Genomic DNA, 23342 nt, shown 5'->3' with positions numbered 1-23342 from the left:
CTTTCGTTATCGAATAGCGGAACTTCGATACCGATGGATCATTCCAGCGGCGAATATGAATTGCGCAACCCACGATGTGGAGCTTCATAGGGGATTATTGGAACCGGTACATTAGAAGCCTTTCTAATAGATGGTTAGCGTAGTCGATCCTGAAAAGTGGATTTCAGGTTGTTAGGGATGAGATCGGCGGGTTGGTTGGCGCGGTGAGGAGCCGCAATCGCGACAGCACGTTCAGCAGAGCGCGCAGAAAATAGAGCCAAAAAACTCCGAGGAGCTTCTGGAAGTTCATTGCTGCGGCCGCGAGCAGGGCGTTGATCGCATCACCGGCAACACCCTTCAAGCGGTTCCTGTCCAGTCGGTGTTCGTTCTTCAGATGGCCGATGCTGGGCTCGATGGCGGCGCGGCGTTTCATCCAGCGCCACAGCGGTCGCGGCGTGCGGCCTCTTCTTCGCTTGTCCAAATGCACCGTAATCCGGCCCTGGTAGTTGTGACCGCGATAGCCCATGTCCACATGCGCCTCGCGCACCCGCTCGCCGATCATGCTCCTGACCTGCTTCATCTGCGCGGCCAGCGTGTGACCATCATAGGGATTGCCGGTGAAGCTTTTTGCGCCTACCAGCCATCCGCCCCGGCTGGTGGAAGCCACACTGACCTTGTTGCCAAACTCATACGGCTTGCCCGCCTTGCCCTTGGCGATGCAGGCCACCTCGGGCTCATGCACGCTGTACACCTTGTTCTTGTCATGCCTTTGCTGGGCGTGGATCTGATGCGCCGTTTCCAGCAACTTCGATAACGTATCGGAAGGCTCTGTCACTTGCCGTTCTATCTCGCGTATCACCCGTCCTAACTGGGTACGCAGCTTGCGTGTGCAGGCCCGCGCCCGCTGCATCTGCCGGGCATGGGCATAGCGGCTGGATTGCATCAACAGCTTCCTGCCCACATGCTGATAACTCTGCTTGATCTTGACTCCTTCCTGCCGCGCCGCCTTCACCAGCCGCTCCCGGCAGCGGTGATACAACCGCGCGTCAGTCGGATAACGGATCGCCTTGCTCTGCACCGTCGTATCCACGTTGATCCGCTTCAGCTCAGAGCTGCGAATCGCACCCATCCTGATCCCCGCCGTGATGGTCGCGCGCAGCATCTGTTCGGCTCCGGCCTCGCCCAGCCGACTGCGCCAGCGCGTCATGCTCGACGCGTCCATGGGCAGACGATGCTGAAAGTACCGCCCTCCGCTGAAATGCTGCCAGTAGGGATTCTCCACCCAATGCGCCAGCACCCCTTCATCGCTCAGATCGTGCTGGTACTTCAGATAATGCAGTGCCACCATCAGGCGCGTGGAAATGCCGGGGGCTCCCTGGGTCGGGTGATACGTCGCTCCCAGCGCCTCCTCAAACTCTGCCCATTCGATGCTCTGTCCCAGCCGCACCAGGGCGTGATTCATGTCGATGATCTGCTCCAGCTCCACCTGGAACAACTCTCGCTGCACCTGCTTCGGCTCGCTCTTCGGTCGCATCGTTTTCCCCAGCTTCTCCCCTCACGACTGCTTCTTATGGGGAAATTCTATGCCCCTGTTTGCCCGCCTTTTCCTGTTTTTATGCACCTTTTCCTGGTTTTTCAGGAACAACTAGCGTAGCTACCGATCTTCTATTTTGATTGTGGTCTTCGCAATTTTACATTTCCTCCATCAATGCATTCTTATCCCCTGCCCATCGGACACGACTTGATTGAATTCGAGGGCGGCAGTTTTGGTGACCTCTGTTCCAAGTTGCTGTGCGAGCCGTGTTGCATGGTTTGTATAGACCGTCGCCTCGTGGCTGGCGCGGGAGACTGCGACATAAGCGAATCGTGCATTGAGGAGATCAGGATGGACACTCGTGTCGGTGTGGATCAGGACTCGCTCTGCGGTGAGTCCTTGCGCGCTGTGACTGGTGACAGCGTAACCGTGGTCGAAGTGTCGATGCTCGGCGGCATTAAACTCAATCTGGCGACTGTCGTCGAGCCGTGCGTTCATCCGGCCATCTGGCGAAATCGATTCCATCACGGCAATGTCTCGGTTGGCGACGCCAAGCTTCTTATTCGGCGCGGTGAACTGAATCCTGTCGCCTACGGCAAATTCAAGTGTTGATTCCCGGTAAACACTGACGCCGGTCAGACGGCGGGGATCGTAGGTGACGGACTCAGCCTGTTCTTTTTGAACGGTGAGCAGGTTATTGGTCGAATCGACAGCCACCACCACGGCATAGGAGCCGGCGTCGATTCCAGCGGCCTTACTTCCTCGTGAGTAGCGAATCACCTCACCCGGTTCATAGTGGCTGGCCCACGTGCGGTCTGCGCCGGTCATGTCCTGACGCTGAATTAGCACTTGGAACGGATGGTCCTCTCCGGATAGAACGCCGTTGGCCCGCAGTTCGACTCTGACCGCAGCATTCAGTTCACGCCTGGAGGCATTGTCCGGGGAAACGATAAGCGTGCTATCTGGAAACTCGACGTAGGATCGCGCGACAGTCTGGATGCGTTCCTGGCGGTCAGGAATCTCCTGTACTCGCCCCTGCCTTTTCAACTCGATGATGGCACTTGCGGCTTGGCCGTGCGCCAGCATCTCCACGGCGGATTTGAGGGCAGGGTCTTTCTGGCGAATAATCTCATCCAGTTTGACCGTTCTCATCCCTGCTTCCTGCAATTGCTCGAAGGAACGGCCTGCTTCCACACTCTGGTGCTGTCGAGTGTCGCCGATCAGAAGCACGCGGTCACCGGGACTGAGGCGTGAGAGGAAGTCTCGCATCTGGCGTGTGCTGGCGAGGCTCGATTCGTCAATGAAGTAATAGTACCTTTCACCGTCAATTCCGGCGCTTGGGGGGCGGGCTGCGAGAAATCCTTGCAATGTCTGAGTCCGGATGCCAGCTTCGTTTAGTTGGCGTGCCGCGCGGGAAGTCGGAGCAAGACCATGAAGTTCGTAACCCTGCGCTTCAATAGTCTCTCGCAGCGCGGAAAGCACGGTTGTTTTCCCCGATCCGGCATAACCCTGAATGCCCTGGATACGATCCGGAGAACTCAAGACTTCCTGAATCGTCGTCCGCTGTGCGCGGTTGAGGAAGGAATGTTGCTGGCTATCCGCTGCGGCCGCGTGCTGCGCCATGAGCGGTTCAACCCGGTTCTTGCCTTCCTGCATCCGGCGAATCACATCCCCTTCCGCCTCAATCACACGGGCGGTGGTGAGCCGTTTTCCGGGAAGATGGCGCGCGTTATCGATCTCGCGGAACTCGCCGGAGGCGAGCCGCGCAGCGAGACTGCTCCGCACCTGAGCATAGGTGATTTCGCCCATGCCACGCCTTAGAGCATCGCGAACCAGGGTGCGTTCATCGACCACGGCCTCTCGCTCGAAATTGCGGTCGCGGGCAAAGCTGACAGCCTCGCGCACCTTTTGATGGGAATCTGGTGTTCTCTGCTCCTGATGTCGAACCCGTTCCTGAGCCGCCCTGACGACTGCCTCCGGCTGATTGCCGTACTGGGCGGCGAGCTTGCGGTGAGCGGCCATCACGTCTTTGAGTGAGTGAATCTCCTTTCGATCCCGCGTCGAATGAGCTGCGATTTCGGCTGCTTCATTGCCATTCCGGCCCGTGCGCTCCAGATACTCGCGTATCTGCTGGCTGCGTGGGCTCGATGCGTCGAGATAATCCTGCGTGTAGCCCTGAATCTCCGGTGCTCCGCTACGCCCAGCGGTGATCTCATAGCCAAGCTGACGGAGCCTGTAGGTCAATTCCGATTGGTAAATCGCCGTGGCAAATTGCTGCGAGGCAAAGAGGTCCTGAGGCTGCAAAGCGCGGTACTCTCCTGTGTCGCGTCGGGTCATATTAAAAACGACCGCATGTGTGTGAAGCTGGGGCGCAGCATACCCGTCCACAGGGCGCGCTGTGTCGTGCTCAAATTTCGCGGCAACGAACCTGCCAGTTGCCTCGGCGGGATGGTTTCCGCCAATCCGTGCCATGGTGTAGGACTCCAGATGTTCGAGCGCAGTACGCACCGCCTCCCGATGCGCTTCACGTACCCGATGATCGCCGCCGACGAGCGCAGTCAATGAGACTGACTTCGGAGCAGAGAATGTCGCGTCCCACCCAGCTCGGTGCTCCATCGTCTTAATTGTGATCCCATCGCCATCCTTATATGTATAGGAGGCGCGCTGCCGGACAAGCTGTTCTCCCGTCTGTGGGTTCTGTCCCTGGCTGAGCCGCGCAAAATCTTCTGCGGCAACCGCACCCGCCAGACCGAAATCAGCCGCCATTCTTCCCTGCCATTCACCTGCAATCTCCCCACGCTGCGACCAGTAGTTCTGCTCTTTCGAGACAAATTCCGTCTTGTGGTAGTTTTGTGCCTGCCTTGCGGAAAGCGGTTTTGAGATCGTCAACACGGCTTAGAATTTCCGACCCAAAGTGAAATCCAGTTCTGTTTGTTTATCTATCCGGTCATCCTTCGGCTTGTTCGCGGTCCCGGATTTTCTTGCGCCTTTCTGAACACCGTTGCTTTCTTCGACCTCCGGTGGCGAGACAGGTTCCCGCGAATGGTTCCCGTTCGACTGTCCCGCTGGCTCGTTTTGAGCGTCGGGCTTTGCATCACGCACGATGTAATCACTGTGCAGGCGCTCAATGAATTTCGGTTTGTCGTCTGGAATCTTGACAGGATGAAAACCGAACCGCGCAACGTAGTTTCCATGTTTCAGGTATGCACGCATCGGCTCCATTCCGCTGATTTCGGAGTCAAGCACCAACGGCTCGATCTGTCGGTCTACGGTGAAGTTTTGTCCCATGCCGCCACCGTGGTAGCGGGTTTCCTTCACGCGCTCTACCTCGACATTCCCGATGGCGCGGCTCACCCATTGGGCTGCTTCCGGCTCGCCAGTCTTAAGAAAGATGCGCGTAGCGGGCTGCGAAAGCATGACCTCGGCAAGGTGGCCGTAAATCACCTCAAGCTGCGCCTTGCCTTGAAATCCGAGTACCAGAGGATTGCCCGACTTGCGGTTTTCTGTGATCGCAGTATGAAGCTGAGGCAATTTCTGGAGCGTCGCCAACTCGTCGAGCACGAACCAGACAGGTGGCTGGTTCGGACTGGGCGCAGTCAACAAGCGCAACACAAGCATATCGATCCAGAAGCTATGCAAGGGGCGAAGGGCCTCACGCTCGGACGCCTGCGACGGAATGAAGATCCATCCCTGCCGGTGCTTGGACCACTCACGGGCCGTCCACTCCCTTTTCGCCTCATCCTTGGACGGCAGGAGCCGGAAGCTGTCAGCAACCAAATTCAATGAACCGAGAACGCCAGACCGTTGCTGGGGGGCGGACGGATGAATCATCGCAGCAAGTTCGGTTCCCTGCACCCGCTTGTCAATTTCCGCCTCGTTGGACATCCACTCGATCAACTGTTGCGGTGTAGGCAGGTCGAGCAACAGCTTGGCGAATATCTTCTGTGGCGTTTCGATAAAGAACTCATGTTTGGTCCGCTCGTCGGGGTGTTGGAAGAGTGAGGCAGCAAGAGTCCGGGCCTCGGAGCGACGCACCAATTCCTCCGATGGCCCCCAATAGGGGCAGCGCCGGTCCAGCGGATTCAGTACGATGTCGTGACGCTTCTCACTGTAAAAACGCTGAATGAACTCGCAAGCCGGGTCGTAAACGATGGCAGGATGACCACGTTCCTGCACTTGCCGGAGAAGCTGCATGATGAGGGTCGTCTTGCCTGAACCGGTATCGCCGATGATTTCGATATGGCGATCTTCCGCCGCGCGCGGGATGCGCAACGGCTGCCCGCGGGAGGATACGTTGAAGCCAACCCCGTCGCCTCGCACAAGACGATTGAAGGTGCGCGGAGAAACAAGGATTGGCCCGCGAAGTCTGCGACCATATTTGATTTGTTTGCGCCGTTGGATATCACGGCCTATCCAATACGGGAGCGGTAGGATGAATACCAAAATGCCGGAAATGATCGGCCACTTGAAAATCGGAAGAGGACTCTGTCCACCGTAAACTTGAAGGCGCAGCCAGTTGTGCAACGAGCGACTGTTGTACGTCGTGGGCGCGCTACGAAAGAGATAGACCATACCCGCGGCTCGGGCGGAATTCGAGAGCGCCAGGGGCAGCGGTTTGGCATTCGACTGCGGCGTGGATCCACTCATCACGTCCTGCGCCCGCGCATAGTAGATGCGCTTCTTGCTATCCGCCATGAGCAGGACGCGGTACTTTCCTTCTGGACGGAAGCTCTCCGTAATGGCGCTCTTCAGATAAACAGGGAGATAAAACTGCTGGAAAGGGTTGAAGGCCCGCGCGAATGTGAGCCAGAGAAGCGCACCCGTCAGCGCCAGCGTTACAACAAACCATCCCATAGAAAAGATAGGCCGGCGCGACGGCCAGATGACGGATTCCTTGCGGCCCCATTCTGTCTTCGGCATGGCTACACCTCCTTCTCCGGTCTCGCGTGCTTGGCCATCGCTTCATGGGCTACGCTGTGTTTGCTGGCCCGCACCTGGCTGAGTAAGTTCTCGTACTCATCCGTCGTGATGGCCTTTCCGCAAGCAATCGGGCTGAGGACATGCGCCAGGAAAAGCTGGAGGCCGACAATTTCAGTCAGCAGCAATTCGATCCCAGAATCCACGGTTGCAGCATTCGCCTCGCGCAGCAGAACCTCGCGCGCCCACTCTCTAAGATTCCGGCCGCTGGCTTCGGCGCGTCGTAGAAGAGCTTGCTCTTCAGTGATCGTGAATCTCGTCGCGATGCTCTGTGTCCGCGCCTCGCGCCCTGTGAGCCGGGTGAAGTTGTTTTCGATGCCCGCTGTTTCCGCCATGGATTCACCTGCGAGGCGCGGTTCCAAATGGAACCACGAATTGGCTAAGTTCTTGTTTTTTCGACGTTTGCAAATGGAACCGGAACGGTTCCAAACGCAACCCTTTTAGGGGTGGAGTGTCGAAATAAACCCGGTGCGCAGCACCGAACCTACTGCTTGTACCAGAATCAGTCGTTGCGTGGACGTCAATCATGGGCAACCTCGGACGATTTGGGTGTCTTCGCAGAGCCATGGGCACCATTGGAAGCCGTGCCATTCTGACTGGGTTGACGAACTCGAAGGCTCTGTCGAACGTGGGCCGACTGGGGCGAGTCAAGAAACTCCTGGAAGTCCTTGTCCTTGGCGAAGACGTAGGAGAGAGCCTTATCTACCACTTCGTCTGCGGTGGTCTTCATGAAGGCGGCGTACTGGTCAATGCGTCGCGCGGTTGTGTCTTCGATGCGGATCATCGCGGAGACATAACGGCGGGTTTCGGCAATTTCAAGTAGCGGCATAAGGTGACTCCTTTGGGTTGGTTGTGTGAGCTGCTTTGGGTTGGGATGACCCCTGCGCAGCCCATAGAATCTCGACAGCATAAGCGCGGCAATCTGACGCAGAAAGATCAAAGCGATGCCGAACTTCCAGCATGGTCAATACGTCGGCGATTGGCGCGCCACAAGCTAGCCAATCCTTCGCTGCTCGGATGTCTTCGCCACGGCGAAGCGAATCGTAATTCTTACCGGAAGTGACGGCTTTAGTGGCCGGCTTGCCCTGACCATGGCGAACGGATGGACGGCGGCGACCATTGGCTTTGCGAAGGTCTTTCAACATGAGATCGCCTCCAGTACAGACCGGCCTTTGGCGGGGAAAACATACTCTGTCTCAAAGCGCTCTGCGCGGCGGTCGTAACCTGAAACCCGCAGCACCTCGCGGATAACCCTCCGCCCAAGTTCACGCTCGACATGCACGACAAAATCCACAGACTCGCCAATTTCGGCTTCGATGTCGGCATAGCTTAATTGCGGATTGCCACGCAGAACCAGATTCGCGAACCGCGCGAGTGCCCTGGTTGCCGAGTTGGCGTGAATGGTAGCGAGCGAGCCGGAATGCCCGGTATTGAGAGTATCGAGCAGGGTTCGCGCCTCGGTTCCCCGGACCTCGCCGACGATGATGCGGTCCGGCCTGCAGCGCAAGGCTGTTCTGAGGAGTTGCTCCATCGAGAGCGGACTCTTGAAGGTATCGCTCTGGCACTCAAAGCCGACAATGTTGGGCTTCGGAATCGAGAGCTCGGCGGTATCCTCAATGGTCACAATTCGCTCGTCCTCGGAGATGTACCAAGCGAGTGCGTTGAGCAGGGTTGTCTTCCCGGTTCCCGTTCCCCCGCTGATAAGCAGGGTCTTGCCAGTGTGAATCTGCTCTATCAAGAAGTACGCGAGGGACTGCGAAAGCGTACCGCGCACGATCAGGTCATCAATCCTGAAATGGCGGGCGGTAAACTTCCGAATGGTGAGACCCGGCCAGGGTTGTACTGCCGGAGGGATGTAACCGCACAGGCGGCTGCCTTCGGGAAGCCGGGCTTCGATGACAGGGTTGTCTTCGTCCAGCCGCTTGCCAAGGTTGTTGGCGATCACTTCAAGACCGGTACGCAGACTCGCGGGATCGAAGCAGATATGCGGCAAAGCCTGCATCTCCCCCTCGCGTTCGGCGTACCAGCTTCCATTGGGGTTGCCCATGATTTCGCTCACGTCATGATCGAGCAAGAGATCCTCAATGGGACGGAGAAATGGGCGCAGCAATTCAAAGCTCATAGCGGGTGATCCAGCATTGGAAGCCCGGCGTGATGCCGGGCTTCCGGGATGAGAAGGAGGAGCGGTTCAGGCCGCGTCCTCTTCAGGGTTGAAGTCTTCGTCTGGCCCTTCTTCCACGCCAGCCTTCTCGGCCCGGTCGAGCTTCAGAATGGACGAGACCCGCACTTCCCAGACTCGGCTGGTCTGGCCGGTCTTCTTGTTCGTGGACTCGCGGCTTCGTAACTCACCTTCAATGGCTAGGTGAGCGCCCTTCTTCAGGGTCTTCGCGTAATCGGCCAACTTGCCCCAGACGATGCAGCGGTGCCACTCGGTGTGGCCGTTGTATTCGCCGGTCTTCTTGTCTTTGTAAGTGCTTTTAGTGGCAAGCGAGAGGACGGTGAAACTCGCGTTCTTGGAAGTGATAGCGGTGGCGTCATTGCCGAGGAATCCGATGAGCGTGATGCGGTTCTGATACATGGTGTAATCTCCGTTAGTGAATTCCCGGATTGGCCGGGTCACCCCTTGGCGAAGCCTTAGCGAGGAGCCCGGCTCCCAAGTGCCAAGACGCGCTTTCTGGAGCAGGGGCCCAAACTTGCTTTGGGAGAGGAGTCCGGAAAGCAGAGCGGCGACGTGCCGCAGAATCGGGGTCCCCGGCCGCATGGTCTTTGCGCGACGGGGTGATGTGGCGCCGGATATGGCCCGAAGCGTGTGACCGGACGAGTAAGGGAGAACCAGAAGAGATGAGCGCTTCATGGATCGCATCCCTAGTCGTTTCCTAGCTAACGCATGACCCCGCGATACAAGGTGAACCCGCCTTTTTGCCACGCGCACAAAAGAAGACCGGCTGAATCTCACACCCGAAGTGGATGGCCGTCCATCGACATGGCGGACGTAGCGAAGATGAAAAGGGCTGACTGGCCGTGTTGTGAAACTGCGCTCGGACATGACGACTGCCTCGTCTTGAGAAGTGCGCTCGACTACTCGAATGCTTGACCGGCGTGGAAGTGGATGATGGTCAACCCTAGCGGGTTCACGGCTAGTTCCTCGTTCTTTACCTTGTCCCGGAAGACATAGGTCACGCTGGCGGTCCACTGCTCCCGCTTGACGACCGACTGATCGGTCGGATCGGTAAACACTCTTTCGAACTGGATGCGTGCGGAATAGGGAGGCCGTTGCAGGTTATCGAGGATCACGTTCTCGATCTTTACGTCCACGAACGGACGCGAGGTGTCCTCGGTGTAGTTGGCGATGGTGTTGCTCTTTTGCTCTTGATCGATCACAGCTTGTTGCAGATTGCCATCGAGGAAGTAAAGGGCATTCGTCTGGTCCCGCTCGATGGTGAAGCGGTCGCGGCTGAAGTAAAGCTCCGCCCAACGCGCGAGGTAGTATTTATTCTCCGCTTCCTCGGGGCGATATTTGAAATCGTGGTAGTCGATGGCTTGTGCGCGGCCCGCCTTATCAATTCGGATGACGAGCGGATGGATATGGGCAAGCGCCATCTGGCTGCGATAGACCAGGCCGGCGAGGACGAGGCTGACGACGGCCAGTACCAGAATGGCGACCTTCAGGTATGTGTTCATTACCAGCGGATCGCCGTACTGTTCCAGATACCGTTCGGCTGCGCGGGTGATCTCCGGGGTTGGTTTTGCCGTGGTCGCCATTGTCATCCTCTCCATGCGCGTTAGAACATCCGCAGAATCGCGGCGGTGAGAATTCCGCCTGCACCGAACCCATGCCCACCGACGTTGCCTGAGAATAGCGAAGCGGTCATGGTGGGAATCTTGAGAAGAATGAACCCGGCGACAAAGCACAGAATGAGCAGGCCGGGCATCAGTGTAATGAGTTGTTGCGGCTCGGAAAAGCTATGCAGGCCACTCGTAAAGTACTCGATGAGCAGATGACTCATCACGCTGAGCGTAGCTGCGGCCACGACTTTGTAGAACTCGAAGCCTACGAACGCCTTCAGCCATCCCCAGAAGAGGAATTCGGTTTTGTTGAATACCATCCAAGGGATAAACACGGGGCCAACCAAGCCAATGACCGTGGCTCCAATTGCTCCATAGGCGATGATGACGCCGATGAGCGCGGTAAGAATGGACAGGATGATCTGAACCGTCCATGTGCAGAGAAGCGTGTAAGGCTCGGTCAGCGACGGAGACAGGGTGCCTGCCTGATTGAGAGCAGCGTGGATGGTATTTTGAATCTGCTGTGTCGCATCGGTCCCAATGTAATCGACCAGGCTGCTGGTGCCGCCGCTGATGAAGCCCTTGAGGGAGTAGCCGATGCCGGGAATTGTGCTGTCATAGAACTTTACGAAGCAGTAAGCGAAGGTAATCAACAGGAAAAAGCTCAGGAATCGCCCGACATTAAAACCGGCTCCGCCCTGCGCTGAGGCCAGCGCCTCCTGAACGCCGAACCAGACGAGCATGATGGTGGCAAGCGCCAGCACCATGTGCAGTCCAACCGCATCTACAGATGGAGAAGCTGTTGCAGTAAGGTTGTCGCAACCGTTCTTAATGAGAATGAGGAGATGCATGGTGAGCCCCTTTCATCAGTAATGGAATGCCCACTCCGTGCCGGCGCTCGTTTCCTGGGGCGTGACGGAATTGAAATTCTGCTGATAGTCGTTCGCGGTGACAAAGAGCGATTTCAGGTTGTCCTGTTGCACTTTCTGTCCGACGAGTTGCTGCAGGGCTTCTGCCTGAAGGATTTGGTTGGTCTCCTGCTGCGTCCGTAACTGGATGAGGAGCGCCTGGTTGATGCGTTGCAGGGTAGCCATTTCCGTGTGCTCGGCTGGACTGGAAGAATGTGAGGCGGCTTCGAGCGCGGCGATGTCCGCCTCTCGCTGTGCCGATTCAGCCCGGATTGTCCCGATGGTCTGGAGACTGCTCGCATCCACGGCGTTATCAAGATCGACGGTGGCTCCTTGCGCAGCTATGATCTGCTTGCCCACTGGGCTCAGTGAGCTGTATCCCGCGATTTTGCCTGGTTCGGCGATGCTAGCTGATTGCGTCGCCGCAGTTGCGCCGTAGCCTGTGGAGGCCGCGTTCATCCAGGCTGCCGAGTTTCCATACGTATTCTCGGGACGGACCAGTCTGCTCCATTGCTGTCGCCCGAGGTTGCTGTAGGAGGTGTAGAGGTTCTGAGGCAACGAAGCCAGGCGCATGGCGAGGTTATACTCGGCAATTACATTGCGCGTGGTCTCTATGGTTGTCGTGTAGAGCCTATTGGCCTGGGCAATCTGCTGGATTGCATGGGCGGACTGGGTGGGGTCGTAGACGATGCCGGACCCGAACTGGGCGTGTGCGGGCAACACTCCGAGTGCCGCCGCAAGAACCGCGGTGGTGATTGAGCGTTTCATTTGTCTTCTCCGTTGTTACTTCTTTGCGCGTCCAACCTGAAGCCGGTTCCAGGTAGCATCCAGTGTTCGCTTCTCGGCAATGCACTTTCGGCTCGGCTTTGGCGAAATTTGAGTTACCTCTGAGAAGCAATCCTTCCGATATTGCGCCCCGAGTTGGTCGTACTGCTTCTGGAGGGCTGCCACTTTTGCCTTATGACTCTGGCATCCTGTGAAGGCAAAAGCGAGAGTGAGTCCGAGTGCGAACCGCATTGCCGTTCGGTGCATGTACTGTCCTCCTTCAGAAGTCCTGTGGAATCCTGTGTCTGTTGTATGCAGGCAACAACAGATCCTGCGTGAAGTAGACCTTGATGCGCTGGCCTTCCCGAACCGTGATCGTCGGCGGAATATCAAGAAAGCGGTCGAGAACGGACGTTGCCGACTGGGAGATGTTGGCCGACGCCCCGGTTGCAAACGCCTGCGATCCGCTCGTCGAGATGATACCGCCGCCCTCTTCGATCTGCCCTGCGCCGGCGATGACGCCGAGGGCAATCGAAGTTCCGAAAATCTTGAGGTAATGATTGTTGACCTTGCCCTTTACGCCGACTGCGCCGGACTGTCCCAGTCCCAGAAACTGATCGAGATCCACGGAGTAGCCGTCGGGCATAATCATGCGATGAAACACCAGGGCCATGCGCCGCTGATGGCCGATCTCCGGGGAGCCGATTGCTCTTGCCTCACCCAGTACAACAGTTCCAGCCGGAATCAGCACATGCTGGCGATCGTGCGAATAGACGGGATTCGACACCAACGCCTTCACCGGACCAGGTGCATCCCCATTCAGTCGATTCATGAGAACCGTGTCCAAGGTTGTTCCCTCGTAGATCACATAGGGTTTTCCGACGGCCGAGTCGATATCTACTTCCGGGCGGCGAGCCGTCCGCGCCTGCTCGCCGGGCGCGGACGAAGTTATAGCCGGATCGGGGGCAGATTGTGGTGCTATGCGACCGCTCTCAGCCCGACGCTGAACTGTCAGAGAAGAAGCGGTGCCCTGCTGCGGGCCGGTTACGCCTGCTCCGTTCGCCAAGGCTGGGGAAGACGCGTTATGGGAGGGCTTGACCGGCGCTCTCGTGTAGACAAGGTTAGATGCGAAGCGGGACTCATAAGACAACTCTCGATCTTTGGCGGCAAGTTGTTGGGCTTCCTGCTGAGCCGGAGAAAGTTGCCCCTGCATATAGCCGCTTGCCTGTTGGGCACACGGTTGGCCCGGGGCGCATGGAGCTGGTTCACCATTGGGGCTATAGACGGAGGCCGCGGCCTGCTGCGCGGGCGTCATGGTCTCTGGTGCGGGATCCGCCATACTCTCATTCGACTGCTCCATGCTCTGCTCCGCCGCTACGGCATCACTTTTAAGTTCCTTCTGATTGTTCGCCGTATTGTCCTGAAGCAGGGGCATTGACGCCTGTTGTGAACTTGTCTTTTGGGTCGCCGCTTTCTTGCCGGTGCTGCTGAACACTGCGGCGACGATGACCAGAAGCGCGATGCCAAGGTAAAACCACGGCTTCAGATTCTTTGGCAGTACGCCTTTGGGATCGTGTTCCGTTTGCCGCAGGTCGGTCTCAGCAGCCGGTCCGTTCTGCGTATTTGTCATTGGCTCTGGCATACTCGCCCCTCTCATCCTTTCCGCGAGAAGTTCATTCGCTTCTTACCGAACTGGACATAACCCGAATCCATCACCTCGGGAATAATGTAGGTTCCCTTCTCAAGCTGATACGTCACAAGATTGGGTTTTCCGTCACGCAGGTCGTAGACGGAGAATTTCTCCGGCGCGTCGGTCTTGATATAGGTGAATCGCTTGTCGTGGTAGATGGCTTCGATGTCAAACGGGGACGCATTGGCGCGGAATTTGTAGTCGAACTTCAGAGACAGCGGATAGGCCGCTTTGTACTGGTCGATGGTTTGGGTGATGTGGGATTCAAGTGCCGTTACCTCTTCCTTGGCCTGCTTCAGTTGCGCCGCCGGCACAAACTGCGGAGGGCCGTCGGCGGCTATGATCGACGAGCGACCGGCGGGGTGAATGATGACCTTTAAGTCCGGCTTGAGCTTCGTCCCCGATACCTCCTGGAGCGTGAAGGAATAGATATTTCCCTTGTCCGTAATGAGATTCAGGTCCGATTTGATTCCGGCTTTCGCGGGATGAACAAAACAGAGATTACCCACCACGTTCACAATCCAGAAATCCTTGTCTCCCACCGCTGCCTCCATGATCTTCTCGGTCGGCGGCAGCTCGATCAGAGTCGTATATCTGAGCTTGGCGTGAATCGGAACAATGTCCTGTGAGTGGTATTGAACGGTTCGCGCCGAGAAATCCTGGGCATGCGCGGTGGCGGAAGAAAGAGCCAGAACGAATCCAGCGGCGAAGATGAGTATGCGTTTCATGCAGCGGCTCCTTTGGAATTCGGTTTGGATGTGTGGGTTTGTTGGTGGGACTCAAAGGGATGTTCGTCGGCAAGACGCCGTAAACCTTCAGAGATTCCGTAACGCGTGAAATATTCACGCCGCAGCAGGTTTTCATTGGCGCTGTTCACAGCCATCCAATGCGTAACCGAATCCACATTAAGGTGGACCTTCTTGCTGGACTGCGCTTTCCGGATCAGCATTTGGCCGGGCGGAACGAGACTCGCGATCAGGTCGAGTTCCGTATTATTCAGATGGAATGCCTCAGCGTAGACCGCGCGGTCCATCTCCGGGTTGGCCAGGAATATTTTGGTGGGGCAGCTTTCGGCGACGATGTGCAACATCCCCGATTCCTGTAATTCCTTGATCGACTGCGTGGCAAGGATCATCGCGGCATTGTGCTTCCGCCACATCTTCTGGGCCTGCATAATGTAGTCGCGGATGACTTGGTTGCGCATGAAGAGCCACGCCTCGTCCATGAGAAAGGTCTTGAAGGTGGCGAGCCGCCGTGGATCGCAGATTTCCTGAGAGGCTCGGTGCAAGATGTAAAACAGCAGCGGCTCCAGCAGTTCCGGCGCATCGCCCCATCCACGAAAGTTGAACGTCTGGAAGTTCGTAAAGGAAAGGGTGTCGTTTGGATTGTCGAAGAGGAATCCATACTGCCCTGCCCGGGTCCACCGGTAGAGCCGGTCTTTCAGTTCTCCGACAATGCTGGAGAGGTTGGAAAGGGTCCGCTGGCCCGGCTCCAGCATGTAGATTCGCTCAATGCCGTTCCAGAGCTTGATCTCTTCCCTAAAATCCAGCTTGTATCGCTGGTTATCCCCTTCAATAAGCACGCGCAACAGGCTGAAGAGAAACTGTTGATTCTCTCGGGTCGGAGCCAGTGAAAATGGATTGATGGTGAAATCGCGCTCCTCGCGCCCAACATTCAGATAGCTGCCGCCGAAGATGTGGGTCAGAGCCTCAAATCCTCCGCCGATATCGAAGATGAATGTGAACGGATTGTACTTTTGTGCGTTCTGGAGCAGAAACGAGCACAAATATGATTTCCCACTGCCCGTCATACCAAGAATGAGGGTGTGGGCCACCTCCCCGCAGTGCAGATTCAGAAAGTAAGGCGTCTGATTGTCGGTCTCCATGACAGCGAGGTATTCGGCACCCAGATATGAATTCACCTTTTCGCCAGGCAGGATCGTGAACAGGAAACTCAGATCGGCATAATTGGTGTTCAGCAAATACAGCCGGCGGAGATTGAAAGCATAATTGCCGGGTACGATGGCAAAGTAGGCGTTGAGCTGGTTATACGTTTCGGCAAAGAGCGTTCCGTCGGCATTGGTGAAAACGCTCGCGAACTCGCCCACAAGTGAATCGACTGCCTGCCGGTCTTTGCCGTAGAGCACGATGGTCAGCGAAAATTCGCCGAGCTGCCGTCCGTCGCCGAGCGCGCGTAGACAGTCACCCAGGTTCTCAATGTCCGCCTGCTTCGATTCGTCCACCAGCACATCGCGCGGGTTTGTCTTCGCTGGGTCGTTGCTGAGCTGCGAGACGAAACCGGTCTTCGAGATATTGAAGTGCCTGCGGCGCTTGTTCACTTCTTTGCGCGCCGCTTCCGCAGGCAGTGGCATCCATTCGGAGATCGCCATGAAGTTGGCGGGAATCTTCAGCAGCGCATCAAGCGCCAGAGGCCGTGTTTCGCCGATGGCCTCCTTCATGGTCAGGATGCGGACGTAGTCGTCGCCGACGCGGAGGTGGTCGCGTTCCGGTTCGAGCAGCGAGTTCACGACTTGATCGCAGAGGAACTGAGAGTGTCCCGGCTCTCCTGCAATTCGCCAGTCGTCGTAGTTAACCAGCCGCCTGAAGAATCGGAACTGGCCCTTGTAATCGAGCACTTCTATCCGCGCGAAGTCGGCAAGCTGGCGGACGAACGTCTGTACGCGCTGCTCAAGCCAGGCCAGATCGCGCTCAATCTGCGACCGCAGCAGAACCTTCATGCTGCGGTTCGAGAACTGCGCCTTCAGCTCATCCAGGCCACCCGCCGGATCATGGGAAAGACGCTCGAAAGCGGTGCTGAAGCCGGTTTTCGACCGCGCGCCTTCCAGCAGGATCGCGTAATAAATCTCGATCTCGAATAGATGATCTGCTTTCTTCAGGAAATGCTCGCGACGGCGCTCCTGGCCCGCCTGCACGATGGCGTCGTCGTACTCCGCGAACGGAATTTCCGGCTTGTTCGTCTTGAATAGATATTGGTAGACGTGGAATCCTGGCCCGAAGTTCTTGAGCGCAGCTTCGAGGCGCTTCACCGCGTATTCCTGCTCGCCGTAGTCGAGGCTCTCGTAATCGACGCCCGTGACCCTCAGCACCATGCCAGGATCGCCGCTCTTGGTCAGAAACGCTGTTTCGTTCCAGAAGCCATACAGGTTCAAGTAGTCGCCGAAGGCGGCGGCATCCCTCCACGGCTTGATGATCTTGTCGAAGCGCAGCATCACCGCACCTCCACATGCGGAATCGTGTGTTTGGCAGGGTCGTAGCGGGTCTTGTACCGCTCGGAGCGAGCAAGAATGCGCAGGAACGCCGGGTCCATGTTGGTGACCCAGTGGCCGAATGCGAATCCGCCGGCGAACACAGCGATTCCGGCCAGCAGGCTGTTGAAGAGATTGAAGGCCCCCACCGCCGTCACGCAGACCAAGAAAAACAGTGTCCGCTCCACCCCAAGATACGTAAGGGGTTTATGCAGACTCTTGTAAACCCGGTTCCGTCTGCGGTTTGTTGTGTTCGCTTGCATGGCAAATCCCTGTATTCCAAGAAGTTGGTTGGGAATGATTTCGGTCCAGCGTGGCTCTCTGTCAAACTCCCCAAAGCCAGCTCAGTACGTTGGCGGCGAGTACGGCGATGCCCGTTCCAGCCACTACGCCCGCCAGTGTGCGCTTCGCACCGGGCTCTCCGTGAGCGAAACTATAGCCGCCAATCACAATGGCGATCAGGCTGGCCACTCGGGCAATCGTTCCTGTGAAGAGGTTTTGCAGGGCATTGAATCCCGTATCAAACGGCGAGGCGGTTTGGGCAGCCGCCAAGGTCGGGAACAAGACGAGCAGAGAGAAAAGCGTGACGGATTCGCGGATTCGGCGCAGCCACCTGAGCCAACGATGGCAACAGTGCGCGGTAGAAGAGGAAATGGGGTTCATCGGCACCTCCCGCAGCCCATCTCAGGCCGCGTTATGCCGAAAACGTAGACCCGCTTTTAGCGCCGAGTCCAATGAATTCTAGGGAGACCGTTATGCATGATAGGAATAACGACTGTCCAGACTGGGTTAGAAAGCTCCTACACGTCATAGTCCCGGATGGTCTCCGGGGTTCCGACGCCGCCTTTGTATAACGACGCCTTAATGGTTGGAAGATGCGAGAGCGAGCAGGTGAAACTGGTGCCGTCGGTCAACTCAATGTGCAAGTCGGTCCCATCCCCTGTGTCCTTATATATACGGAGCGTCTGGATGGTTTTCCCTGAAAGCTCCGGACATTCGACGTAGTTTTGCTCCATGAACCACAACCTCATGGTTTCTTAGATTCGCATAACCAATGGCTGTGATCACGCGAACTCCGGTGAATATTCCGGCATTATTGTGGATTTCCTTTGGCGGCGGTGGAGCCGCCTATTCGAAGATCTGCCCGTAAACATACCACTCATCGTGTGTAGACTCATAGTGGTCATCGCTCAAGCATGGGAAAGTGGCCTCTCGTTCGGTCAAATCCCGCTTCGGCTCCAAGTTACGCAGGTTCCGTGAAGAGCGGGGCTATTCGCAGGAAGAGTTGGCGGAGCGGGCGGATCTGCATCGAAACTACGTCGGTGGTGTGGAGCGCGGCGAGAGGAACATCGGGTTGGAGAATATAGTCAAGTTGGCGAAGGCACTGTCGGTATCGCCGAAGGAACTATTTGCGGATTTTCCGTGATTCCATGCTCAAAGCTTGACGTTCCATCTGTGAGGCGATCATGCCGATACGGGTACTATGGGCCATCTCAAATCATGCTGCATTCATTTTCGGATTCAGTGAAAAAGCTGTGAACCAGCGCGGAAGGGACGCAATCGAACTCATGTTTGGCGCATTTCTTGACCTCTTCTTAATTGCCGTCTAATATTTAGATTGTAATTAGGGGGGGGGAGAGGATCATGGTTGGAGCAACCTTGAAACTTAAGCAAGCCAGCGCCGTACTGAAGGTGCAGCCGAAGGACCTGCAAAACCTTGTTCAATTCGGCGTACTAAAGCCGAAGCGTGTAGAGGGGGCTTATTTGTTTGATGCCAATACCCTCCTCACGGCGAAGGTAGCCCTTTGCCTCAAGGAGTCACTCGGAACTGGAACGAATGTTTTGACCAAACTCGTCGAGGCTTTTCAGGCATCACAGAAGCAGCTAAAGAAAGCCAATTCAGAGTACGTCGTCTTCACCTGTCGTTTTTCCGCAAACGAGGAGCCGATAAAATTCGGCGTCCCCCTCCGTTCCATGGAAGAGCAGATTGAGCAGAACATGGGAAGGGCAGAGTTGTACCGCGATCTTCCTCGTGGACGGAAGCGCCTCGGATGGAAGAAGGAGTTTCTGGCGAGATTGTCAGACGCCGCAAAGGATTTGGGCGACATCTCCGAAGAGGAGATTCTTAAGACCGTTCGCGCGTACAGGCGGGAACGCCGCATTCCAGAGATCACTGTTGACGCCGAAAGCTAAGAGGAGAAAGAGGCGCGTCGTCATAGATACGAGCGTCCTGGTCGCAGGCATCGCTGGGTTCCGAGAGCCCTATCGGAAAGGGCGGAATCCGAGCGCCGACCTACTCCACACATGGGCAGAAGAGGACACCTTACTGTGGCTTTACTCCGAAGAAATTCTGGCGGAATATAAGCACGTTTTACGGCGCTTGCGCGTTCGCCCACACGTTATCGGAGCCGTCATCAACCTGATTCGCGAACGGGCGGAGAAGATTGAGGTTCGGATCCATGAGTCCCTCTCCCCCGATCCGAACGACGATCCCATTTGCCAGTGCGCGGAAACCGGCAACGCAGATTTTCTCGTCACGTTGAATCTTAAGGATTTCCCGCAAAAAGCACTCACTGCGAAAGTCATCAAACCGGGAGAAATCCTGTGATGATGCAGCCTGCGTGTTATGAGTATCATGCGGGAGGCGGCGGGATCCCCGCCCGTCGTCCGTGTACGATACGTGTACGATCAATCCGGCATTGTGGCACTTTGGTCCGGTTCGTCACTTCATAGAATCTGTAAGTTACAGATTCCATGGCCTGTGGAAAAGCTCGACTCCCGCCGCCTCCACCAATTTCTAAGATTAACAAAGTAAAGCATTTAGGCTGTTAAATCCTGAGGAATCCCCAAACTGTACCAGATTGCGGGAGTTCCACTGCCGCGATCTCACGGAATGGCGGCAACCCTGGAAGAAAGAGACAGAACCCGCCCCTAAATGAGGTTCGGGCGTGTGATCGGTTTTTGGGGGGATTGCGTCTGCCATGGCAGGTTCAGTGAAAACCCACCGCAGCCATGGGCGGCGTGATTGCCAGGCATGTGCCGACGGACTGTTTCACCATCATCTATGCTGAAGCGTCGCTTCTTCATCTATCGACCCTCCGCCTTTACAGGCTCACTTCCGTCCGAGATCTAACATCTCAACTGGCCCAGGAATAACGAGGCCGATCAGGTGTTTTTCAGCAGCGAAACCAGATCCATCACGATGGTTTTATGGCAACGTTACGGGCAGAGCGGCAGGAAGAACCGGGAAAGCCGAGGTTAGCGGAAGCGCCAGACGAATCCGGTCGCGAGGCGGAAATCGTTCTGCGAGGAGTTGCTGTTATTGGGCAGTTGCGAGTGGACGTAGTCCAACTCCAGGGCGCGCAGGCCGAAGTGGGGTGCGAGCCATAGGTTGAGGCCGCCTCCGGTCTGATAGGCGAAGGCCGTGGCATGGGACGACCCACCCGAAGCCGAGGGAATGACCGTGCCGTACGCGTGGGCGGCGCCAAACAAAAACTCACCAAAGAGGGATGGCGCGTGATGTGCGATGGGGAAGTGCGGCACCTGCCACGTGTATCGCGGCCCGAAAAGAAAGTTGACTTTGCTCAGGCTGATACCGGGGCTAATTTCTGAGGCGCGGCCTCCACTGATATCTGCGGCAAAGCCCAGGCCGTGCCAAAGGGTGATGCTGGAGTTGACGCCGCCGCCTTGAAACCAGAAGCAGCCGCAGTTGCTCGCGGCGATTTTGCCGCGCTCGGCGTCGTAGGTAACGGCCAGATCTACCGGCGGCAGGTGAAAGCGGCGGGGTTGCTGAGGAGCAGACTGCGCATGGGCGGCCAAAGTCATGAGTCCAGCGAGAAGCGCGGCGGCGGTGACTCTTCTGAGCATCGTTCTGTCTCCTTTATTCCACGGTGAGTTGCACGCTGGTGGAGTGAGACAGAGCTCCCGAGGTGCCGGTGATGGTGATGGTGTAGGTCTTCTGCTGCTGCCCGAAGTAGCCGCTCTGGTATCCGCAGCCGATCATGCTGGCCAGAGCTGTCAGGGCCAGCAGGCCAACCAGCACTCTTTGCCGGCGCAACGCCTTGCGGCGACCGGAGGCGCTGCGCATCGTCCGGCGGCGAACGCCGAAAACCGGCGGCAACAGCAGCAGCCCCAGATAGGTGGGAGCCGTGCCGTGCGGAAGTGCAGGCGCACGCAGCGCTGCCAACGTTTTGGGCACCTGGATGGTGAGGGTGACTTGTGTGGTGCCTGCTCCTGCTGGGATGACTGCCGGGCTGAATGTGGCCGTTGCTCCGGCAGGCAGACCGCTGGCGCTCAAGGTGACGGCGGTGGGGAATGTGGGTTTGCCGACCGGGCTGAGGGACAGTTGATACGTTGCCGTACCGCCTGGCGTTACGGTGGCAGAGGTGACCGAGGTGGTGGAGGAGGAGATGTTCAGATTGAAGTCGGAAACCTGGACTGCTACCACACTGCTGGTGACGGAAGTAAAGTTGGTATCGCCGCTATAGATGGCGGTGATGGAATGCGCGCCGGTGGCGAGCGAGTTGACCGTCAGCGATGCCTGCCCGGCGTTGATGGGAACGCTGCCGAGTGCTGTCGCACCGTCCAGGAAGATCACCGTGCCGCCGGGCGCGCCGTTGCCGGAAGCTACCGTTGCCGTGAAGGTCACCGGATTGTCGAGCAATATGGACGCGGAGGAAGATCTGAGGTCAATCGTCGGGGCGACTTGCTGTACGGTTTGCGTCAAGGCGGTGGAGGTCGCGGGCTTCCAGGCAGTGTCTCCGCTATAGGCTGCGGTGATGGAGTGCGAACCGGCCGCCAGCAGGGCCGTTGTATAACTGGCGGAACCGCCGGTCATGGTGACGGTCTGCAGCGGGCTTCCGCCATCTGAGAACGTGATGCTGCCGGTGGGAGTGGGCTGCGTGCCGGCGGCCACGGTCGCGGTGAAGGTCACCGCTTTGCCGTAGATGGAAGGGTTGAGCGAAGAGGTGAGCTGGGGTGTCGCCGAGGAAATGGTAGCGCTGCCACTCAGCAGAATCGTCTGTGGCACGAGCGAGCTGCCACCAACGGTGATGCTGCCCTGCTGGCTGCCCGTATGCGCCGGTTGAAAGACGATGGCCTGGGTACAGCTTGCGTTTGCGGCGAGAGCAATGGGCAGAGCCGGACAGGTGCCGCTGCTGGCGGTTGCAAAGTCGCCGGTGATGTTCAGTGACTGGATGGCAAGCGTGCCGCTGCCAGCGTTGGCGATCGTGATGTACTGGGGCGAGCTGGCGATGCCTATGGGCTGCGATGCATAGGTGAGCGTGGGCGGGGTGAGGCCGCGCACCCGCTCGTTGAGCGTGTCTGCTACAGCGACACTTCCGCTGGCGTTGACGCTTGCGTTGCGAGGGTCATTCAAAGCCGCCGAAGTGGCAGCGGCTCCATCGCCGCTGTAGCCCTGCTGGCCATTGCCCGCGACCGTCGCGATGACGCCGTTGGCGATTTCGCGCAGCCGCTCATTGTTGGTATCGGCAATGTAGACGTGGCCCGCGGCGTCCAGAGCCACGCCGGTGGGCTTGGCCAGGGTAGCGGCGGTAGCGCTGCCTCCATCGCCGGAGTAGCTGCCCGGGAAGGTGACGGCTCCGCTGCCTGCGACGGTGTTGATGACGCCGCCGCTGACCTCGCGAATGCGGTTGTTGTGCGAATCCGCGATGTAAATGTTGCCGCTGGAATCCACGGCGATGCCAGTGGGCGTGTCGAGCTCGGCGCTGGCGGCGGCGGCTCCATCGCCGCTGTAGCCCTCTTCGCCATTGCCCGCAACCGTATGGATGGTTCCGGCCGCGACATTGCGAATGCGTTGATTGCCTGTGTCGGCGATGTAAATGTTGCCGCTGGCGTCGACGGCCACGGCGGTGGGATCGTCGAGCATGGCGCTGGTGGCGGCGGCTCCATCGCCGCTATAGCCTGCGGTCCCGTTGCCTGCAACTGTGTTGATGATGCCGTTGCTGACTTCGCGAATGCGGTTGTTGTGCGAATCCGCGATGTAAATGTTGCCGTTGGAATCGACGGCGATGCCGGTGGGCGTGTCGAGCATGGCACTGGTGGCGGCGGCTCCATCGCCGCTATAGCCCTCTTCGCCGTTGCCCGCGATGGTGGTGACCACGCCTGTGGTGGAGACCTCGCGAATCACATTGTTGTTGGTGTCTGCGATGTAGAGGTTGCCGCTGCCGTCGTATGCGACCGCGCTGGGCGAGGCAAAAGCCGCGCTGGTGGCAGCTCCGCCGTTGCCGGAGTAACCAGCGGAGCCGGTGCCGGCCACCGTCGCGGTGGAAGTACCGGGAGTGACCCGCAAGATGGCCTGACCATAAAGCGACGCAGGCCACGCCAAGGTAAGCGCGAGACAGGCCGTGAGCCAGCAGGAGAGCTTGCCATCTCTTTTGCGGAGCGGACGTGTCAACTCCTGGCCGCACATTTTTCTGG

The 23342-nt window shown here is 57.7% G+C and carries 21 protein-coding genes; 3 read left to right on the top strand and 18 right to left on the bottom strand.

Annotated elements, in window-relative coordinates; all coding sequences use genetic code 11:
- Positions 1–163: 163 nt before the first annotated feature.
- The 16 genes from ACP_RS05715 to ACP_RS05640 form a co-directional block, all read right to left on the bottom strand.
- The gene (locus tag ACP_RS05715) at positions 164–1513 is read right to left on the bottom strand and encodes an IS5-like element ISAcp1 family transposase (protein ID WP_015896346.1); all 1350 of its coding nucleotides are present in this window, start codon (positions 1511–1513) and stop codon (positions 164–166) included.
- A 171-nt stretch (positions 1514–1684) separates the two neighbouring features.
- Positions 1685–4405 (bottom strand): MobF family relaxase, encoded by a 2721-nt coding sequence (gene mobF / locus ACP_RS05710; protein ID WP_041839326.1) that lies wholly within the window; start codon positions 4403–4405, stop codon positions 1685–1687.
- A 3-nt stretch (positions 4406–4408) separates the two neighbouring features.
- Entirely contained in the window at positions 4409–6433 is a 2025-nt protein-coding gene (locus ACP_RS05705; RefSeq protein WP_015896344.1) for a type IV secretion system DNA-binding domain-containing protein, read from the bottom strand.
- A 2-nt stretch (positions 6434–6435) separates the two neighbouring features.
- Positions 6436–6825 carry a hypothetical protein gene (locus tag ACP_RS05700; protein WP_015896343.1) on the bottom strand — a complete coding sequence of 130 codons (390 nt, stop codon included), beginning with the start codon at positions 6823–6825 and terminating at the stop codon, positions 6436–6438.
- Positions 6826–7010: 185 nt separating this feature from the next.
- A complete protein-coding gene (locus tag ACP_RS17225; RefSeq protein WP_015896342.1) occupies positions 7011–7319 on the bottom strand; it encodes a hypothetical protein in 309 nt (102 codons plus the stop codon).
- The gene (locus tag ACP_RS18050) at positions 7306–7635 is read right to left on the bottom strand and encodes a hypothetical protein (RefSeq protein ID WP_148215051.1); all 330 of its coding nucleotides are present in this window, start codon (positions 7633–7635) and stop codon (positions 7306–7308) included. Before ACP_RS18050 ends, ACP_RS17225 begins: the two co-directional genes overlap by 14 nt.
- The gene (locus ACP_RS05690; protein ID WP_052294698.1) at positions 7629–8612 is read right to left on the bottom strand and encodes a TadA family conjugal transfer-associated ATPase; all 984 of its coding nucleotides are present in this window, start codon (positions 8610–8612) and stop codon (positions 7629–7631) included. Before ACP_RS05690 ends, ACP_RS18050 begins: the two co-directional genes overlap by 7 nt.
- A gap of 66 nt (positions 8613–8678) precedes the next feature.
- A complete protein-coding gene (locus ACP_RS05685; protein WP_041839325.1) occupies positions 8679–9068 on the bottom strand; it encodes a single-stranded DNA-binding protein in 390 nt (129 codons plus the stop codon).
- Positions 9069–9568: 500 nt separating this feature from the next.
- Positions 9569–10252 (bottom strand): VirB8/TrbF family protein, encoded by a 684-nt coding sequence (locus ACP_RS05680; protein WP_015896339.1) that lies wholly within the window; start codon positions 10250–10252, stop codon positions 9569–9571.
- Between the two features lie 20 nt (positions 10253–10272).
- On the bottom strand, positions 10273–11127 hold the full coding sequence (locus tag ACP_RS05675) for a type IV secretion system protein (RefSeq protein WP_015896338.1): 855 nt from the start codon (positions 11125–11127) through the stop codon (positions 10273–10275).
- 15 nt (positions 11128–11142) lie between these two features.
- The gene (locus ACP_RS05670; protein ID WP_015896337.1) at positions 11143–11952 is read right to left on the bottom strand and encodes a hypothetical protein; all 810 of its coding nucleotides are present in this window, start codon (positions 11950–11952) and stop codon (positions 11143–11145) included.
- 277 nt (positions 11953–12229) lie between these two features.
- Positions 12230–13591 carry a TraB/TrbI/VirB10 family type IV secretion system protein gene (locus tag ACP_RS05660; RefSeq protein WP_015896336.1) on the bottom strand — a complete coding sequence of 454 codons (1362 nt, stop codon included), beginning with the start codon at positions 13589–13591 and terminating at the stop codon, positions 12230–12232.
- Between the two features lie 11 nt (positions 13592–13602).
- Complete coding sequence (locus ACP_RS05655; protein ID WP_015896335.1) at positions 13603–14367, bottom strand: TrbG/VirB9 family P-type conjugative transfer protein; 765 nt, start codon at positions 14365–14367, stop codon at positions 13603–13605.
- Complete coding sequence (locus ACP_RS05650) at positions 14364–16868, bottom strand: VirB4 family type IV secretion system protein (RefSeq protein WP_015896334.1); 2505 nt, start codon at positions 16866–16868, stop codon at positions 14364–14366. Before ACP_RS05650 ends, ACP_RS05655 begins: the two co-directional genes overlap by 4 nt.
- Entirely contained in the window at positions 16868–17167 is a 300-nt protein-coding gene (locus ACP_RS05645; RefSeq protein ID WP_015896333.1) for a VirB3 family type IV secretion system protein, read from the bottom strand. Before ACP_RS05645 ends, ACP_RS05650 begins: the two co-directional genes overlap by 1 nt.
- A 61-nt stretch (positions 17168–17228) precedes the next feature.
- Positions 17229–17567 (bottom strand): TrbC/VirB2 family protein, encoded by a 339-nt coding sequence (locus ACP_RS05640; protein ID WP_015896332.1) that lies wholly within the window; start codon positions 17565–17567, stop codon positions 17229–17231.
- 541 nt (positions 17568–18108) lie between these two features.
- Between ACP_RS05640 and ACP_RS05630 the strand changes: the two genes are divergently transcribed.
- The 3 genes from ACP_RS05630 (at position 18109) to ACP_RS05620 (ending at position 19512) form a co-directional block, all read left to right on the top strand.
- A complete protein-coding gene (locus tag ACP_RS05630) occupies positions 18109–18330 on the top strand; it encodes a helix-turn-helix domain-containing protein (protein WP_041839320.1) in 222 nt (73 codons plus the stop codon).
- Between the two features lie 218 nt (positions 18331–18548).
- Positions 18549–19097: a hypothetical protein gene (locus ACP_RS18270; protein WP_015896329.1), complete on the top strand. Its 549-nt coding sequence runs from the start codon at positions 18549–18551 to the stop codon at positions 19095–19097.
- Positions 19081–19512, top strand: coding sequence for a PIN domain-containing protein (locus ACP_RS05620; RefSeq protein ID WP_041839319.1), 432 nt, complete (start codon positions 19081–19083; stop codon positions 19510–19512). The genes ACP_RS18270 and ACP_RS05620 overlap by 17 nt, the downstream gene beginning before the upstream one ends.
- 650 nt (positions 19513–20162) lie before the next feature.
- On the opposite strand, the gene ACP_RS05615 is transcribed toward ACP_RS05620, so the two are convergent.
- Together ACP_RS05615 and ACP_RS17220 are read right to left on the bottom strand one after the other, a co-directional pair.
- Positions 20163–20771, bottom strand: a complete 609-nt coding sequence (locus ACP_RS05615; RefSeq protein ID WP_015896328.1) for a porin family protein — start codon at positions 20769–20771, stop codon at positions 20163–20165.
- A 13-nt stretch (positions 20772–20784) separates the two neighbouring features.
- Positions 20785–23319 (bottom strand): Ig-like domain repeat protein, encoded by a 2535-nt coding sequence (locus ACP_RS17220; RefSeq protein WP_169305929.1) that lies wholly within the window; start codon positions 23317–23319, stop codon positions 20785–20787.
- Positions 23320–23342: the final 23 nt, after the last annotated feature.

This window comes from Acidobacterium capsulatum ATCC 51196 (assembly GCF_000022565.1).
Classification (GTDB): Bacteria; Acidobacteriota; Terriglobia; order Terriglobales; family Acidobacteriaceae; genus Acidobacterium; species Acidobacterium capsulatum.
This window is presented reverse-complemented; position numbering and strand designations above follow the sequence as displayed.

What these genes read in the sequence shown, in the direction of transcription:
- ACP_RS05715 (WP_015896346.1), bottom strand. Translation starts at nt 1,513, where the DNA reads ATGCGACCGAAGAGCGAGCCGAAGCAGGTGCAGCGAGAGTTGTTCCAG.
- ACP_RS05705 (WP_015896344.1), bottom strand. Translation starts at nt 6,433, where the DNA reads ATGCCGAAGACAGAATGGGGCCGCAAGGAATCCGTCATCTGGCCGTCG.
- ACP_RS05700 (WP_015896343.1), bottom strand. Translation starts at nt 6,825, where the DNA reads ATGGCGGAAACAGCGGGCATCGAAAACAACTTCACCCGGCTCACAGGG.
- ACP_RS17225 (WP_015896342.1), bottom strand. Translation starts at nt 7,319, where the DNA reads ATGCCGCTACTTGAAATTGCCGAAACCCGCCGTTATGTCTCCGCGATG.
- ACP_RS18050 (WP_148215051.1), bottom strand. Translation starts at nt 7,635, where the DNA reads ATGTTGAAAGACCTTCGCAAAGCCAATGGTCGCCGCCGTCCATCCGTT.
- ACP_RS05690 (WP_052294698.1), bottom strand. Translation starts at nt 8,612, where the DNA reads ATGAGCTTTGAATTGCTGCGCCCATTTCTCCGTCCCATTGAGGATCTC.
- ACP_RS05685 (WP_041839325.1), bottom strand. Translation starts at nt 9,068, where the DNA reads ATGTATCAGAACCGCATCACGCTCATCGGATTCCTCGGCAATGACGCC.
- ACP_RS05680 (WP_015896339.1), bottom strand. Translation starts at nt 10,252, where the DNA reads ATGGCGACCACGGCAAAACCAACCCCGGAGATCACCCGCGCAGCCGAA.
- ACP_RS05675 (WP_015896338.1), bottom strand. Translation starts at nt 11,127, where the DNA reads ATGCATCTCCTCATTCTCATTAAGAACGGTTGCGACAACCTTACTGCA.
- ACP_RS05670 (WP_015896337.1), bottom strand. Translation starts at nt 11,952, where the DNA reads ATGAAACGCTCAATCACCACCGCGGTTCTTGCGGCGGCACTCGGAGTG.
- ACP_RS05660 (WP_015896336.1), bottom strand. Translation starts at nt 13,591, where the DNA reads ATGCCAGAGCCAATGACAAATACGCAGAACGGACCGGCTGCTGAGACC.
- ACP_RS05655 (WP_015896335.1), bottom strand. Translation starts at nt 14,367, where the DNA reads ATGAAACGCATACTCATCTTCGCCGCTGGATTCGTTCTGGCTCTTTCT.
- ACP_RS05650 (WP_015896334.1), bottom strand. Translation starts at nt 16,868, where the DNA reads ATGCTGCGCTTCGACAAGATCATCAAGCCGTGGAGGGATGCCGCCGCC.
- ACP_RS05645 (WP_015896333.1), bottom strand. Translation starts at nt 17,167, where the DNA reads ATGCAAGCGAACACAACAAACCGCAGACGGAACCGGGTTTACAAGAGT.
- ACP_RS05640 (WP_015896332.1), bottom strand. Translation starts at nt 17,567, where the DNA reads ATGAACCCCATTTCCTCTTCTACCGCGCACTGTTGCCATCGTTGGCTC.
- ACP_RS18270 (WP_015896329.1), top strand. Translation starts at nt 18,549, where the DNA reads ATGGTTGGAGCAACCTTGAAACTTAAGCAAGCCAGCGCCGTACTGAAG.
- ACP_RS05615 (WP_015896328.1), bottom strand. Translation starts at nt 20,771, where the DNA reads ATGCTCAGAAGAGTCACCGCCGCCGCGCTTCTCGCTGGACTCATGACT.